The sequence below is a fragment of the Streptomyces caniscabiei genome, from assembly GCF_014930365.1.
Taxonomy (GTDB): domain Bacteria; phylum Actinomycetota; class Actinomycetes; order Streptomycetales; family Streptomycetaceae; genus Streptomyces; species Streptomyces caniscabiei.
This window is the reverse complement of record NZ_JABXWI010000010.1, coordinates 230194-243321: the sequence shown is the minus strand read 5'-3', so window position 1 is coordinate 243321 and position 13128 is coordinate 230194. Positions and strand designations below refer to the sequence as shown.

Annotated in this window: 20 protein-coding genes; 16 read left to right on the top strand and 4 right to left on the bottom strand. The window is 69.0% G+C overall.

What is annotated here, in order from left to right; all coding sequences use genetic code 11:
* Genes HW837_RS27415 through HW837_RS27365 form a run of 11 tightly spaced genes read left to right on the top strand, consistent with a single transcriptional unit; the run spans position 1 to position 7692 of the window.
* Entirely contained in the window at positions 1 to 1938 is a 1938-nt protein-coding gene (locus HW837_RS27415) for a hypothetical protein (protein WP_193382563.1), read from the top strand.
* Between the two features lie 3 nt (positions 1939 to 1941).
* On the top strand, positions 1942 to 2562 hold the full coding sequence (locus HW837_RS27410) for a hypothetical protein (RefSeq protein WP_193382562.1): 621 nt from the start codon (positions 1942 to 1944) through the stop codon (positions 2560 to 2562).
* Positions 2563 to 2571: 9 nt separating this feature from the next.
* Entirely contained in the window at positions 2572 to 3453 is an 882-nt protein-coding gene (locus HW837_RS27405; RefSeq protein WP_193382561.1) for a hypothetical protein, read from the top strand.
* Positions 3454 to 3495: 42 nt separating this feature from the next.
* On the top strand, positions 3496 to 3837 hold the full coding sequence (locus HW837_RS27400) for a hypothetical protein (protein ID WP_193382560.1): 342 nt from the start codon (positions 3496 to 3498) through the stop codon (positions 3835 to 3837).
* On the top strand, positions 3838 to 4380 hold the full coding sequence (locus tag HW837_RS27395) for a hypothetical protein (protein ID WP_193382559.1): 543 nt from the start codon (positions 3838 to 3840) through the stop codon (positions 4378 to 4380).
* 12 nt (positions 4381 to 4392) lie between these two features.
* Positions 4393 to 4941: a hypothetical protein gene (locus tag HW837_RS27390; protein WP_193382558.1), complete on the top strand. Its 549-nt coding sequence runs from the start codon at positions 4393 to 4395 to the stop codon at positions 4939 to 4941.
* A 13-nt stretch (positions 4942 to 4954) separates the two neighbouring features.
* The gene (locus tag HW837_RS27385; RefSeq protein WP_193382557.1) at positions 4955 to 5455 is read left to right on the top strand and encodes a hypothetical protein; all 501 of its coding nucleotides are present in this window, start codon (positions 4955 to 4957) and stop codon (positions 5453 to 5455) included.
* 2 nt (positions 5456 to 5457) lie between these two features.
* The gene (locus HW837_RS27380) at positions 5458 to 6207 is read left to right on the top strand and encodes a LysM peptidoglycan-binding domain-containing protein (protein ID WP_193382556.1); all 750 of its coding nucleotides are present in this window, start codon (positions 5458 to 5460) and stop codon (positions 6205 to 6207) included.
* Between the two features lie 8 nt (positions 6208 to 6215).
* On the top strand, positions 6216 to 6401 hold the full coding sequence (locus HW837_RS27375; protein ID WP_193382555.1) for a hypothetical protein: 186 nt from the start codon (positions 6216 to 6218) through the stop codon (positions 6399 to 6401).
* A complete protein-coding gene (locus tag HW837_RS27370) occupies positions 6398 to 6646 on the top strand; it encodes a hypothetical protein (protein WP_193382554.1) in 249 nt (82 codons plus the stop codon). Before HW837_RS27375 ends, HW837_RS27370 begins: the two co-directional genes overlap by 4 nt.
* Positions 6643 to 7692 (top strand): glycosyltransferase family protein, encoded by a 1050-nt coding sequence (locus tag HW837_RS27365; RefSeq protein WP_193382553.1) that lies wholly within the window; start codon positions 6643 to 6645, stop codon positions 7690 to 7692. Before HW837_RS27370 ends, HW837_RS27365 begins: the two co-directional genes overlap by 4 nt.
* Positions 7693 to 7831: 139 nt before the next feature.
* Here HW837_RS27365 and HW837_RS27360 read toward each other — a convergent pair whose 3' ends face one another.
* Complete coding sequence (locus tag HW837_RS27360) at positions 7832 to 8251, bottom strand: WhiB family transcriptional regulator (RefSeq protein ID WP_193382552.1); 420 nt, start codon at positions 8249 to 8251, stop codon at positions 7832 to 7834.
* Entirely contained in the window at positions 8248 to 8493 is a 246-nt protein-coding gene (locus tag HW837_RS27355) for a winged helix-turn-helix transcriptional regulator (RefSeq protein WP_193382551.1), read from the bottom strand. The genes HW837_RS27360 and HW837_RS27355 overlap by 4 nt, the downstream gene beginning before the upstream one ends.
* A gap of 137 nt (positions 8494 to 8630) precedes the next feature.
* On the opposite strand from HW837_RS27355, the gene HW837_RS27350 reads away from it, so the two are divergent.
* Positions 8631 to 8978: a hypothetical protein gene (locus tag HW837_RS27350; RefSeq protein ID WP_193382550.1), complete on the top strand. Its 348-nt coding sequence runs from the start codon at positions 8631 to 8633 to the stop codon at positions 8976 to 8978.
* Between the two features lie 639 nt (positions 8979 to 9617).
* On the opposite strand, the gene HW837_RS27340 is transcribed toward HW837_RS27350, so the two are convergent.
* Complete coding sequence (locus tag HW837_RS27340; protein ID WP_193382548.1) at positions 9618 to 9806, bottom strand: hypothetical protein; 189 nt, start codon at positions 9804 to 9806, stop codon at positions 9618 to 9620.
* Between the two features lie 119 nt (positions 9807 to 9925).
* On the opposite strand from HW837_RS27340, the gene HW837_RS27335 reads away from it, so the two are divergent.
* Positions 9926 to 10540 (top strand): hypothetical protein, encoded by a 615-nt coding sequence (locus HW837_RS27335; protein ID WP_193382547.1) that lies wholly within the window; start codon positions 9926 to 9928, stop codon positions 10538 to 10540.
* A 241-nt stretch (positions 10541 to 10781) separates the two neighbouring features.
* Here the strand turns inward: HW837_RS27335 and HW837_RS27330 are convergent, their stop codons facing one another.
* Complete coding sequence (locus tag HW837_RS27330; RefSeq protein ID WP_313895542.1) at positions 10782 to 10913, bottom strand: hypothetical protein; 132 nt, start codon at positions 10911 to 10913, stop codon at positions 10782 to 10784.
* A gap of 154 nt (positions 10914 to 11067) precedes the next feature.
* Between HW837_RS27330 and HW837_RS27325 the strand changes: the two genes are divergently transcribed.
* From HW837_RS27325 to HW837_RS27315, 3 genes are all read left to right on the top strand, one after another.
* Positions 11068 to 12318, top strand: a complete 1251-nt coding sequence (locus tag HW837_RS27325; RefSeq protein ID WP_193382545.1) for a helix-turn-helix domain-containing protein — start codon at positions 11068 to 11070, stop codon at positions 12316 to 12318.
* An 86-nt stretch (positions 12319 to 12404) separates the two neighbouring features.
* Positions 12405 to 12911: a hypothetical protein gene (locus HW837_RS27320; RefSeq protein WP_193382544.1), complete on the top strand. Its 507-nt coding sequence runs from the start codon at positions 12405 to 12407 to the stop codon at positions 12909 to 12911.
* The gene (locus tag HW837_RS27315; RefSeq protein ID WP_193382543.1) at positions 12908 to 13105 is read left to right on the top strand and encodes a hypothetical protein; all 198 of its coding nucleotides are present in this window, start codon (positions 12908 to 12910) and stop codon (positions 13103 to 13105) included. Before HW837_RS27320 ends, HW837_RS27315 begins: the two co-directional genes overlap by 4 nt.
* Positions 13106 to 13128 lie beyond the last annotated feature (23 nt).

Genomic DNA, 13128 nt, shown 5'->3' with positions numbered 1-13128 from the left:
ATGCCGCTGACCGGGGAACTCCGCGACTCCTTCAACGACAACACCGTCGACACCGTCAAGTGGCCCAACAACTACAACACCGGCGCCTCCGGGCTGCCCACCGAAACCGGGGGCCGCGCCCGCGTCCCCTGCGACACCGGCTTCGCCGCCTACTCCTCCGACACCATCTACACCCTTCAAGACAGCACGGCCCGCGTCCGTATCTTCCCGCCCGCCGACGGCGGCGCAGCCTCCGAGGCATGGGCGCAACTCCTGGTCGCCTCCAGCACCTCCGGCACCGACGCCGTCATCGAAGTGAACGCCGCCACCGGCACCATCACCTTCGCCAGCCGCACCGGCTTCGCCGACGCAGGCGCCGTCACCCTCATCTACAGCACCACCAACCACGCCTGGGTGCGCATCCGCGAGGGCGGCGGAACGCTGTTCTTCGACACGTCCGCCGACGGCATCAACTGGACCAACCAGCGCACCACCGCAGCCCCCGCCTGGGTGTCGGACACCGATATCCAAATCCAGTTGCTCGCTCACCGCGACGCAGGCGTGGTGGACTTCGCCGAGTTCGAGAGCTTCAACATCACCCCGTCCACGGCCGTGTTCGCGGACCTGACGGACGACTTCGACGACAACATCGTCGACTCGGTGAAGTGGCCCGACAACTACAACACCGGGCCCGGCGGACTGCCCACGGAGACCGGCGGCCGCGCGCGCGTACCCGCCGACACCGGGCTCGCCGCGTACGCGTCTGAGCCCATCTACCGCCTCGAAGCCTCCTACGCGTTCGTGCAGGCGTTCCCACCCCCGGGCACCGGCATGATCGAGGCGTACTGCCAGCTCCTCATCGTGTCCAACGTCGACGGCACACAGATCGTGTTCCAGATCGACGCCGTCACCAGCCTCGTCCTCATGACCGTCCACGTCGACTTCGTCGACGAAGGCGGCGCCACCATCCCCTACGACCCCACCCAGCACGCCTGGATCCGCATCCGCGAGGACGCCGGCACCCTGCACTGGGAGACCGCGCCAGACGGCCGCACGTGGACAAGCCGGCACTCCGATTCTGCTCCGTCGTGGGTGTCGGACAACGACCTTCAGGTGCAGCTCCTGGCGCACGCCAGCCCTGTCGTGACCGGCTCACCGACGGGCGCGTACGCCGAGTTCGACAACTTCAACATCGCACCCACGCTGCCCGACGGGTACACCGTCGCCGTCGACTGGAACAACGACGGCGACTACGACGACACCGCCGAGAACGTCACCGAAGACGTCCTCGCCTCCGGGCCCGTCACCTTCCAGTACGGCCGCGACCAAGCCCGCGCCCTGTCCCCGCCCGCCGTCGGAACGCTGGGCTTCACTCTGTGCAACGCAGACCGGATCTACTCACCCGAAAACCCCGACAGCCCCATCGCCGACGACATCGCACCCGCCGCACCCATTAAGGTCGAAGAGGTCATCGACAACGTCCTCTACCCGCTGATGACAGGCCGCGTCGATCTCTTCGACATCCGCACCGACCGCGGCGATCGCTCTGCCGTCATCACCGGCCTCGACGGACTCGCCCTCCTACGGGGCGCGAAAATCAGCACCGAACTGTACGAAGCGCAGCGCACCGGCACCCTCGTCGGCGTCATCCTCGACGCGATCGGCTGGACCGCGCCCCGAGACCTCGACCTCGGCGCCACGCACGTGCCGTGGTGGTGGGCCAGCCAGCAGGACGCCTTCGACCTCCTCGCCGAACTCCTCGCCTCCGAAGGACCGCCATCGATCGCGTACGTCGCCCCCGACGGCACCTTCGTCTACCGCGACCGCCACCACCGGCTGCTCCGCGCAGCCTCCCTGACCTCACAAGCCATGTTCAGTCAGACCCGCACCCCTGAAGAGTGCTGCGACACCGACGGCTTCGGCCAAGGCGGCTACGGCGACTGCGGATACGGAGGATAGACCGTGACGTTCACCCCCATCACTGCCGGAACCCGCGACTGGGACGTGCCACTGAACGCCGCCCTGCAAGACCTACAGGACCAGATCGAGTCCTACGCCCTGTTCCGCCCGGCCGATCACAACCTGCTCACCTGGACGATGGACCCGGCCCTCACCCAAGGCGGCACCATCCTCACCGCCGGGGTGCTGTACCTCTCGCGGATCAAACTCCCCGAGGACAGCACCGTCACCAACCTCATCACCAGCGTCACCACCGGCGGCGCCACCCTCACCGCAGGCCAGAACTTCGGCGCCCTCTACACCTCCACCGGCACCAGGATCGCAATCACCGCAGACCAGTCAGCCTCATGGACCGGCGCCGGAGCCAAGACGATGGCTCTCGCCTCAGGGCCGTACGCGCTGACCGCCGGAACCTATTACGCCGCCCTGCTGGCCAACGGCACCACGCCCCCGCAGTTCCTGCGCGGCCACGGCGTATCCACCTCCACCCTCAACATCGGCGTCACCGCCGCCGCGGGCGGACGCTCCCTCACGTCCGGCACCAGCCAGACCACACCACCGGCATCGGTCACCCTCTCCTCCGCCAGCCTGGACTTCAAGGCCTGGTGGTTCGCCCTCTCCTAGGAGACCCCTGTGGCCTTCGACTTCATCGAGCCGTTCGAGTACAGCCACGGCTGGCGCGACATCGTCAACGACGTCGTCTTCCCCGTCGAGGAACGCCACCCCGACGCCGCCCTGTCCGCCGTCTGGGAATCAACCGCCACGATCTCCCTGGCCATCGGCCAGTCCATCACCGTCGACGTCCAAGCCAGCGACCCCTTCCTCGACGCCCAAGACATTGCTGACGGCACCGACATCATCTACAGCGGCGCCGGCATCCCCTCCGTGCTGCTGTCCCGCCGCTCAGGCCAGTCCACCGCGATCACGATCACCGCCGCGGGCGGTTCCCTCACCATCACCTACCTGCGGCTGCGTGCCCGCTCCGTGCCCGTCGTCCGTACCGTGCAGGTCGGTGCCACGGATTCCACGTCGATCGCCCGGCACGGCCAGCGCACCTACCCCGAGGAAGCGCCGTGGGCGGGGACGAACGACGCCTTGGCCGTAGCGCAGCTGCTGCTCGCCGCCTACTCAGAGCGCAGACCGACGGTGTCGCTGCGGATCGTGTCCTCGGACCTGGCACATCATCTGCAGATCGTGGAACGGCAGATCTCCGACCTGATCACGATCCGCCACGGCGAGCTCGGCCTGTACAGCGACTTCTACATCGAGAACATCAGCCACACGCTGGCCCGGATGGCGCCCGAGGACGACTGTCCGGGCCCGGTGCACTATGCGACGTTCGGCTGCGAGCGGTCCGGTGTGGTCGTGCCCGACAACCCGTTCACGTTCGACGTGGCGGGCGCCGGGTTCGATGACGGCGTGTTCGACCCGACAGCAGCCGACAACCCCGAGAACGTGTTCATCTTCGACCACGCCACCCAGGGCCAGTTCGACTTCGGACGGTTCGGCACCTGACCCCGGAATGATCTTCGGGCGTGGGTGCCTACCGTCCCCCTCATGGCCCCACTCCTCGCCGCCCGCGCCCGCGCCCGGGTCAACCACGGCCGCTGGATCGCCGACTGCCCCCGCCGCTACTGCGCCAACGCCGTACGCCTCACCCCCCGGCAGGGCACCTTCCACTGCGCCGGCGAAGGCGGCTGCCAGATGGTCGCCCCCATCGACTGGCCGACGGACGCGGACGAGATCTGGGCCGTGCTCCTGGAGCGGCCGGTTCCGGGCACGCGGAACTGGTATCCCGACGGGCATATGGAGGCCGTCCGCTTGGGTCTGCCGCACGGGCAGACACCGGCCGACCTGCTGGAAGAGGCGCGCCGCTACGAGGCCGAGGAGGCGATGTAGGTGGCCTGGTCAGCGCCGATGACAGCGGTCGCCAACTCCACCTTCACGGCCGCCCAGTTCAACCAGTACGTCCGCGACAACCTCAACGAAACCGCGCCCGCGAAAGCCACCTCGGCCGGCTCCTACTTCGTGGCCGACGGCGTCAACAGCATCGCTGAACGCACCCCGAACGGTGTCGGTGTCCTCACCTCGGAGACGACCACGTCAACGTCATTCACCGATCTGGCCACCATCGGACCGTCTGTCACCGTTGACACCGGCCCGTACGCCCTCGTCCTCACCCACTGCCAGGTAGGAAACTCCGGCGCCGGATCCGCCTACGCGGGGGTGGAAGTCACCGGCGCCTCCAGCATTGCCCCCGCCTTGAACCGGTCGATCAACGTGATCGGTGCCGCGGGCGCCACTGTCGGCGCGGGCACCTCCGTGCTGCATGTGGGAGGTCTGGCCCTCACCCCCGGCTCCAACACGTTCACGATGAAGTACCGGGTGTCCTCGGGGACCGGCACGTTCGCAGACCGCCGCATCAGCGTGATGCCGCTCTAAAGGGGGAACGACATGGCCTGGACGGCACCCATGACCGCGGTCTCCGGATCGGTGTTCACCGCAGCCCAGTTCAACCAGTTCGTGCGGGACAACCTGAACGAGACCGGACCGGCGAAGGCCGCAACGGCGGGCGGCTACTTCGCTGTGGACGGCGCCAACAGCATCATCGAACGCAACCCCATCGGCCTGCTCGACACGGGATCCGGAACCACCACCTCCACCAGCTTCACAGACCTCGACGCCCCCGCACTCGTCGGCCCGTCGGTGACCGTGACTACCGGGGTGGCCGCTGTCGTCGTCGTGCACGCCACCCTCTCCAACTCCGGTACGGGCTCATCCCGGATGGCCTACGACATCTCCGGGGCCGGGGCTGTCGCTGCGGCGGACAACCGGGGCATCGGCATCTTCGGTGTCGCGGGCACTGGGCTGGTGGCGGGCACAACGGTGCTGCACATGTCGGGTTCTCTGACGCCGGGTGTCAACACGTTCACGGCGAAGTACCGGGTGAGCTCGGGCACGGGCACGTTCTCCTCCCGACGCATCGCCGTCTTCCCCCTCTGACTAGGAGATCTACATGGGTGTGCGCATCTGCTCGCTGATCTGCCCCGAGTCTCAGACCATCCCGGCCGGGAACGATTACCACCTGCTGAAGTTCCCGTTCGGCGGTGGCGAGTCGTACGACGCGTGGGGCATGCACCAGATGGCGCAGCCCGACGGCTACCAGATCACCGACTGGCGCACCGATGACCGGGCCGGGTTGATCTGGCCCTCGAAGAACGGATGGGGCACCGTGCATGGCCTCGTCTACTGGGGGGCTGGCGGCTACACCGAGGTCCGGTCGCGAGTCGTACGCGATCCGCTGGGGGTAGCCACGGGCTACGACTCCACGTGCACCGAGGACCACGTCGCCAACCCAGGCGGCCAGTACCGGGCGAAGACGTGGGGGCTCTTTGTGAAGCCCACCACCCCGCTCGGCTTGATGGTGCGCCACAACGCCTCGTCTGCGCAGACGGTCACGCTCGCCGAGTTCAAGGTCATCATCGCTGACGTCGAACACCCCGTAGAAGGGACATGACCATGGCCGTTCCCCCAAGACCGTCCGTGTTCGCCCAGATCCTCCGCGACGAGGGTGTGACCGTCGTCGAGGTCGGCGACTGGGAGGACCACAACCGCAACCACATCGGCCCGTGGGGGCCCGTGCACGGCGTGATGATCCACCACACCGTCACCTCCGGCTCGGCCCGCACAGTCGCGATCTGCCGCAACGGATACGAGGGCTTGCCCGGGCCGCTGTGCCACGGCGTCATCACCAAGGACGGCCGCGTCCACCTGATCGGCTACGGCCGCGCCAACCACGCCGGCCTCGGCGACGACGACGTCCTGAAGGCCGTCATCGACGAGAAGGCGCTGCCCGCCGACAACGAGGCGAACACCGACGGCAACCGCCACTTCTACGGCTTCGAGTGCGAGAACCTCGGTGACGGCGAGGACCCCTGGCCCGAGGCCCAGCTCGAAGCGATCGAGAAGGTGTCGGCCGCGATCTGCCGCCACCACGGCTGGAACGAACGCTCGGTGATCGGCCACCTCGAATGGCAGCCCGGCAAGGTCGACCCCCGCGGGTTCACCATGGCCAGCATGCGGGCCCGGGTCCACGACCGGCTCACCCCGACGGTCACGTACACCGTGCGTGCGGGCGACACCCTCTGGTCGATCGCGGCCAGCGCGCTCGGCGACGGAAATCGGTGGCGGGACATCGCGGCTCTCAACTCTCTGGCCGACCCGGACGAGATCACGCCGGGCCAGACCCTCAAGCTCCCGAAGAAGTGAGGACCCTCATGAAGATCTCGAAGTACGCCAAGGCCGTCGTCGCCGCGCTCGCCGCCGGAGCGGGGTCCCTGGGCGCCGCCGTCACCGACGATGTCGTGACCGCTGCCGAGGGATGGACCGCGCTGACCGCGGTCCTGGTGGCGCTCGGCTTCACCTGGGCGATCCCCAACAAGCCGAAGGAGCCGACCGTATGAGCGCCCTCGATGGACGCATCCGCCACCTCGCCCGCGAGGAAGCCGCAGCCCTCCTTGACAGCATCAAGTCGCCCAGCGTCGAGATGGCGGCGGCAGGCGGCACGGACAGGGTGGCCGAGCTGGAGAAGCAGGTCGCCGACCTCACCGCACGCCTGGCCAAACTGGAGAACGGGACGGAGACCGCCTCTGCGGAGGCACCGAGGACGCGCCGCTCCCCGCGCAAGACGGCGGAGACCAGCGAGTGAAGGTCATCGTGTACCCGGCCGACGCCTTCGGCTGCGGCTCCTTCCGCATGCGCTGGCCCGGCGAAGCCTGCGCCGCGGCCGGGCACGACGTACAGGTGGTCGAGCCCAAGGACCGCAGGATTCGGGTCGTCATGGAGGGCCACACGGTCCGCGACGTCCTGGACGTCGACGCAGACGTCGTCGTCCTCCAACGCGTCACCCACGCCTACATGGCCCAGGCCGTGGGGGTGATGCGCGCCAAGGGCATTACGGTCGTGGTCGACGTCGACGACGACCTGTCCTCCATCCACCCGTCCAACCCAGCATGGGCCGTTCACCGTCCCGGCGCCGGACTGCACTCCTGGCACAACGTCGCGCTGGCATGCCGCACCGCCAGCCTCGTGACCGTCTCGACGCCGGCACTGCTGGACGTGTACGCCCGGCACGGGCGCGGACACGTCCTGCCGAACTACCTGCCCGACATGTACTACGGGCTGCCGCGGGTGGACTCGGACACGATCGGCTGGCCCGGCTCCTACCACTCCCACCCCAACGACCCCGAGTCCGTCGGCGGGGCGGTCGCTCGGCTCGTCGACGAGGGCGCGTCGTTTGTGATGCGCGGCGACAGCACGGGCGCCGGGCGGGCGTTCGGCCTGGCGGCGGACCCGCCGGGCGGGGCGGTGCCGATCGAGGAGTGGCCGCGCGCGGTCGCGTCGCTGGGGATCGGGATCGCGCCGCTGGCCGACACGAAGTTCAACCGGGCCAAGTCCTGGTTGAAGCCGCTGGAGATGAGCGCGACGGGCGTCCCGTGGGTCGCGTCACCGCGCGCCGAGTATCAGCGGCTGCACAACCTCGGCGCCGGCGTGCTGGCCGACCGTCCCCGCGCCTGGTACCGGGAGTTGAAGCGGCTGCGGGAGTCGGCCGCGCTGCGGCAGGAGTTGAGCAACACGGGCCGGGCGGTCGCCGGGCAGCTGCGTCTGCGGGACAACGCGTGGCGTTGGCAGGAGGCTTGGGCCAGGGCGTACGAGATGCAGCGGGCTACGCCGCGCACGGCGGTCCCGGCTTAGCTGGCGTCAGTCTCGGGGCTCACACCGGATGCCTCCGCACAAGGCCAGGTAGACGCGGACCTGGTCCATGAAGCGCGTGACGTCGTGCCATTCGTCGTGGTGTTTGTGTAGGCACCAAGGGAACATGCTGGGCTCCTTTCTACGCCGCTGTCTGCGGTAGCGGTGTAGCGACGATCGGTTCCTCACGGACATCGCGGATCCAGGAGATCCCGCAGGCCAGGCAAAGTTCGTGCGGGTCGTCGTAGACGAGCGCGGTGGACAGGCAGAGCGGGCACTTGGCGCGGGTGCGCACGCGGATCAGCTGCTTGCGCTGGTAGGTGGTGGTGCCACCCCAGTAGCCTTCGGCGCCGTGGAGCATGGCCCACGCAAGACATTGGGTGCGGACGTCGCAGGTGCGGCACCAGCGCTGCGCCTCGTTCACGCCCTCCTCGGTTTCGACGTCGGGGATGAAGTCGAAGTCTGCGGTGGCGCACGGCGCGCCGGTCTGCCACGCGGTGCCTTCGGCACTGACAGCGTCGAGGATGCGCTTCTCGATGTCCCCGACCGGCCACCCGGTCACGGGCAGGGGGTGTTGTCGGCGACGGACCAGACGATCGCCCCACGGTCGAGGCACTGCCGGATACGTCCGGCCTTCTTCAGTCGCTGCACGGACAGGGCGATGGTGGGCCGGTCGAGGCCGGTGGCGGTGGCGAGTGCGCTGCGGGATGCGGTGCCGTCAGCGATGAGCTGGTAGATGCGTTCGTCGCGGGCGATGACTTCCGGGCTGCGGGGGCGTCCGGGGCGGCGTGCGGTTTGCTGCATGGCGGATGTCCATTCAGTTGGCCGGTCGGCTGAAATTCATTATGCAGTCAGGTGTCAAACGGCATCCGGGACGGAACGGCCGCGCGGTCTCGGATGCCAGACTGCCCGTTGGCGGGGCACGGTGATCGGAGGGGCGGATGCCAGACGAGCCGACCCTCGGCGAGGTCGTACGGCGTCTTGAGGCCGTGCACCAGGACCTCAAGGACGACTTCCGTGACGTCGCCGGGCGGCTCGACAGCAAGGTCTCCATCGAGCGCTACCAGTACGAGAAGGAAGCCGCCGCCGAACGCGAGCGGCTGATGACGGAGCGGATCAGGGCGATTGAGGACGCGCGGGACAGGGAGGCGCGGGAGAAGCAGGAGGCGGAGCAGAAGGCCGCTGACCGGCGGGCCTCTGACCGCAGGCTGATCTTTTCGGCGCTGATCGCTCCGGTGCTGATGCTGCTGCTGACGCTGTATCTCACCAGCCAGGGGGCCGGGTCATGACGGCGGGGCATGCGAGTCAGGTGCAGCGGCATCGGCGGGAGGACGCGAAGTTCGCGGTGTTCGCGGTGTTGGTGTTGGCGGGGTTTGTGCTGGTTGCGTTGTGGGTGCAGGGCTTGGCGCAGGATCGGGATGCTCTGGCGCGGCAGGTGCAGGAGTTGGGCGGTACGCCGGTGGCTGGTCCGCCTGGGTTGCGGGGGGAGCCTGGCGAGCCTGGTGTGGGGGCGACGGGTCCGCCTGGTCCTCAGGGCGTGCCGGGGGTTGATGGTGAGCCGGGTGATCCGGGCCCGTCGGGGAGTCCCGGGAAGACCGGTAGAGACGGCGTCGATGGGACTGACGGATCGGCTGGGGAGCCCGGTCCTGTCGGCGCTTCGGGTCCGGCTGGTCCTGCTGGTCCACCAGGTCCCCAGGGTGAGCCGGGTCCGGCTGGGCCTCAGGGTGAGCGGGGTGAGCCGGGCGCGGATGGTGCCGACGGCGTGGATGGGCAGTCGTGTCCGGAGGGGTACTCCTTGCAGGCGCCGTCGTGGGATGCGGATGCGCTCGTCTGTCGGAAGGACGGGGCGCCGGAGCCTGAGGAGCCGTCTGGTCCGCAGGCGGAGGGTGCGTTGGATCCGCACCGCAGGGTGTACGCGTAGGCGCGGGTCAGTCTGCGGGCTCGTCGAGCGCGCCCCGTTCGCGGCGGCGTCGGTTCACGTAACGGTGCAGGTCGCTGACGATGACGTCGGTGAGCGTGCGCCCTTCCGCCTTCGCCTCTTCCATGGCTGCGGCCCAGAGCTCGTCGGGCACGCGGATGTTCCGCAGCTTTGTCTTTCCGGTGGCTGGCCTTGCCATGATTCCCCCTCGGGTCTGTAGGTACAGAAACTAGCATCCATCTGCGCGACTCGCTTGACAAGGGGTCCGCGTGCCGTCATTCTGTAGGTACAGAAACAAGCGCCGAACAGGGAGATCAAGTGAGCGTGATGACCGAGAACCAGGAATCGGCCAAGCTGCCCGTCGCCTTCCAGGACGTCCACGAGGGTGACGCCCTCAGCTTCTCCCGGCGGGACAACGGCTTCGGCGGCAGCGGCGACATCTTGCACCTCTCCGGCACGGTCACCAAGGTCACCGACAAGACGGTCACCGTCGAGATCACGGGCCACAACCCGTTCGCCGAAGACGTCTTCGTGGGTGGCAAGTCCCGCAGGCTGGGCCGCACCGCCTGCCTGCGCCGGGCCAACTGGCACGAGCGCGACGTCCACCGGATCGCGAAGGCGACCCGCCGCCCGTTCAACGCCGAGAACGTGCAGTACGTCGACGAGGGCAACTTCGTCACCGCCGTGTGGTGCTCCGACCCGGCCATCGACCCGAAGACCGCTCTGGACAACATCCTCCGCTCCTTCGCGGAGGAGGTGCCCTACGAGGTCGTTCAGATCGCCGAGGCCACCCGGCACTACAAGCGCGAGGGCGCCGACTTCTCCGGCTGGATCATCAGCCGGGGCAACGACTACAGCACCGAGGCGATCGCCCAGAAGCGCGACGCGGTCAAGGAACTGCGCGGCTGGGTCGAGGGTTACTTCACCCGTTGACCGGACCGAACGTGGTGGTGCCCCGGCTGAGGAAAGCAGCCGGGGCACCACCGCTACACTCTACGCAGGCGCTCGCGCCGAAGGACTCCCACATAAATAGCAGGGGCGTCCAGGGATGGGAGCCGGTCCGACCCTACGGGGCGAGATCCGGCGAGGCTGCCGCACTACGGCCTGAACGCGGACCCTGCCGCCCCGCCCGCAGGAAACCGAAGCCCCGCCACCACGCGGGGCTTCGGCGCATCTACGCCGCCTCCACGACCTCGGCCCGTCGCGCGTCCGCCCACTCCACGCACAGCCGCTCATACTCCCGCCGCTGCTCATCCGTCAGCCGCACAGCAGGGTCCCGCCACAACGCCCGAATCTCGGCGTTCACGGCCGCAGCAGAGCGCACGCCACCAGAGGCGGAAGGGTTGGGGGACATGCTGTCAGCCTATCGAGCGAGCCCGCGAAACACGCATGGCCGCCCACGAAAAAGGCCCCGCCCCATACCCTGACAGTGACGAAGCTGTTCAGAGAGGGGCGAGACCGTGCCTACCGATGCTACCCCCGACCCGTACGCTGACCCGCTGCGCTTCGGCCAACGGGTGCAGATCCTCCGCGAGCGCCGGGGAATGACCCAAGCGCAACTCGCCGACCTCATCGGCGTCTCACCCCACACCCTCCGCAAAATCGAGAACGGGCAGCAGAAAGCCCCCGACCTCGAACGGGTGATGCTGATCGCCGAGGCCCTACGGGTCCGTGACCTCGCCGACCTGACAGGCCACCCCGACATGCACGTTGATCTATTCATCGGCCCCGGCCACCCCCGCCTCGCAGAGGTGAAAGCCGCGATCGACTCGTTCCAACTGTCCTCCAGCGTCGAACCACCACCCGTCGCCCACCTTGAGGCCCGACTGCACGCCGCATGGAAGGCCCGGCACGCGGCGAAAAACCACCGCGAAGCCATCGGGAAGCTGCTGCCCGACCTCGTCCGTGACGCCCAAGCCCTCGTCCGGCACGCCGACACCAGCAACGAACGCCGGCGCGCTCAGGCCCTCCTCGCGCAGACGTACAGCCTGAGCCAGTTCTTCATCGCCTACCAGCCCGACAGTGCACTGCTGTGGCGCGTCGCTGAGCGCGGCATGGTCGCAGCCCAGGACTCCGCGGACCCGCACGCCATCGGCGTAGCCGCCTGGCTGCTGGCACAGGCGCACCGCGACTCCGGCCGCCACCACTTCGACGCCGCCGACGCCATCAACCTGGAAGCGCTCCGCTTCCTGGAGCCGCTCCTGCCCGAAGCCGACGATGACGTGCTGGCGATCGCCGGCGCGCTGCAGTTCGAGCTCGGGTACACCGCGGCTCGGCGCCGCGATACGGGCGTGGCGTGGGGACATTGGGACAAGGCCAGGGCCATGGCGGCCCGCCTGCCTGCGGACTACTACCACCCGATCACGAGCTTCTCGCGGGCCATCATGGGCGCTCACGCCGTGACCGTGGCGGTGGAACTCCACCAGGGCGGGGAGTCTGTACGGCAGGCGGCCCGCGCGGACGAGGCCACGATCCCGTCCCGGCCGCGCCGGGCCCGCCACCGCATCGAGGAGGCGCGCGGCTACCAGCTGGACGGGCAGCCCGACGTCGCGATTGCGACGCTGGAGAAGGCGCACCGGGCGGCCCCGGACACGATCCGCTACAACGGCTACGCCCGCGCCATCATCCTCGAAGAGGTGGAGTCGACGCAGGCCGAACGGCGGCGACGGGCTTCGGACTTGGCGGTGGAGATGGGGCTGCTGGCGGCTTGAGGGTGCGACCGGATTCCGGTCGGCGGTCGGGTGGGGCCCGCCTTACGGTCCTCGTGTGAGACAGATCACCGGGACCGTGGAGCGTGATGTCAGCGATGGATAAGGACGTGCTCGACCGCTACATCACCACGTGGCTCGCCCGCGCCCATGACCACCCCGAAACCGCCCACAACGAGTGGACCAAACACGGCGTCGCCCTCCTCCCCCTCGGCCGCCGCTACTCCGCCGTACGCCTCCCCGGCAGCCTCGTCACCGCCGCCGTCGGCACCACAGACATGAAGGCCATCACCGCCGAGCTGGAGTTCCGCCTCGACGGGCCCGTCATCCACGACAGCCTCGCCATCGGACGCCCGTACTACGCGCTCATCCAGTGGCACGCAGGCGTCGTATGGGACGGCGGCGAGGACACGCCCTGTCTCGGCGACGGCGTACACCTCGGCGTGCCCCGGATCCAGCGCGTCCAGCCGCCCGGCACGTACTGGATCGTCCGGCCTCGGCGCGAGGGCGACCTGTGCCGGCCGGAGGCTGTGCAGCGGCTGATACGGGACGGGCGGGCCGCGCTGGCAGTCGAGCAGGCGGAGGTGACCGCATGACCGCCCGAGGTCCGGCGGAACGCGCGAGCCAGGCGGCACGGTCAGCAGGCAGGGCAGCAGGCTACTGCTGGCGGGAACACCCCGCTGGGAACGCGTTCTGCACCCGGCAGCCTCACGCCGACGCCGAGCACGTCGACTACTACACCGGCCGCCAGACGGTGACGGCCACCGCGGGCGTCACGTGGCGGGAGTAGCCCCCTGAGCCCCTGCCGGTGGG

Bases quoted from the DNA above. Each gene is read 5' to 3' on its own strand.
- HW837_RS27415 (WP_193382563.1), top strand. From the start codon at position 1: ATGCCGCTGACCGGGGAACTCCGCGACTCCTTCAACGACAACACCGTC.
- HW837_RS27400 (WP_193382560.1), top strand. From the start codon at position 3,496: ATGGCCCCACTCCTCGCCGCCCGCGCCCGCGCCCGGGTCAACCACGGC.
- HW837_RS27390 (WP_193382558.1), top strand. From the start codon at position 4,393: ATGGCCTGGACGGCACCCATGACCGCGGTCTCCGGATCGGTGTTCACC.
- HW837_RS27385 (WP_193382557.1), top strand. From the start codon at position 4,955: ATGGGTGTGCGCATCTGCTCGCTGATCTGCCCCGAGTCTCAGACCATC.
- HW837_RS27380 (WP_193382556.1), top strand. From the start codon at position 5,458: ATGGCCGTTCCCCCAAGACCGTCCGTGTTCGCCCAGATCCTCCGCGAC.
- HW837_RS27375 (WP_193382555.1), top strand. From the start codon at position 6,216: ATGAAGATCTCGAAGTACGCCAAGGCCGTCGTCGCCGCGCTCGCCGCC.
- HW837_RS27370 (WP_193382554.1), top strand. From the start codon at position 6,398: ATGAGCGCCCTCGATGGACGCATCCGCCACCTCGCCCGCGAGGAAGCC.
- HW837_RS27355 (WP_193382551.1), bottom strand. From the start codon at position 8,493: ATGCAGCAAACCGCACGCCGCCCCGGACGCCCCCGCAGCCCGGAAGTC.
- HW837_RS27350 (WP_193382550.1), top strand. From the start codon at position 8,631: ATGCCAGACGAGCCGACCCTCGGCGAGGTCGTACGGCGTCTTGAGGCC.
- HW837_RS27340 (WP_193382548.1), bottom strand. From the start codon at position 9,806: ATGGCAAGGCCAGCCACCGGAAAGACAAAGCTGCGGAACATCCGCGTG.
- HW837_RS27320 (WP_193382544.1), top strand. From the start codon at position 12,405: ATGTCAGCGATGGATAAGGACGTGCTCGACCGCTACATCACCACGTGG.
- HW837_RS27315 (WP_193382543.1), top strand. From the start codon at position 12,908: ATGACCGCCCGAGGTCCGGCGGAACGCGCGAGCCAGGCGGCACGGTCA.